This is a genomic window from Biformimicrobium ophioploci, assembly GCF_030270605.1.
GTDB classification, from domain to species: domain Bacteria; phylum Pseudomonadota; class Gammaproteobacteria; order Pseudomonadales; family Cellvibrionaceae; genus Biformimicrobium; species Biformimicrobium ophioploci.
This window is the reverse complement of record NZ_BSYJ01000025.1, coordinates 1-582: the sequence shown is the minus strand read 5'-3', so window position 1 is coordinate 582 and position 582 is coordinate 1. Positions and strand designations below refer to the sequence as shown.

The following is a 582-nucleotide window of genomic DNA, read 5'->3' as shown; positions in this document are numbered from 1 at the left end:
TGCCAAGAATCAGTCGTTAATAGTCGTTTGTGTTGTATGGTCAAGCGACTAAGCGTATACGGTGGATGCCTTGGCAGCTGGAGGCGATGAAGGACGTAGGAGCCTGCGATAAGCCTAGGGGAGTCGGCACACAGACTTTGATCCTAGGATTTCCGAATGGGGAAACCCACCTGTTTTACAGGTATCACATACTGAATCCATAGGTATGTGAGGCGAACCCGGGGAACTGAAACATCTAAGTACCCGGAGGAAAAGAAATCAACCGAGATTCCCTTAGTAGCGGCGAGCGAACGGGGATTAGCCCTTAAGCAGTTTGTGTTTTAGTGGAAGGATCTGGAAAGTTCCGCGATACAGGGTGATAGCCCCGTACACGAAAAGGCACTTATTGTGAAATCGAGTAGGTCGGGACACGTGACATCTTGACTGAACATGGGGGGACCATCCTCCAAGGCTAAATACTCCCAGCTGACCGATAGTGAACCAGTACCGTGAGGGAAAGGCGAAAAGAACCCCGGAGAGGGGAGTGAAATAGATCCTGAAACCGTATACGTACAAGCAGTAGGAGCCCTTCGGGGTGACTGC

1 rRNA gene is annotated in these 582 nt (G+C 50.7%); it reads left to right on the top strand.

The window, feature by feature from the left end:
* Positions 1 to 38: 38 nt before the first annotated feature.
* Positions 39 to 582 (top strand): 23S ribosomal RNA (locus tag QSJ80_RS15565); the annotation flags it as partial.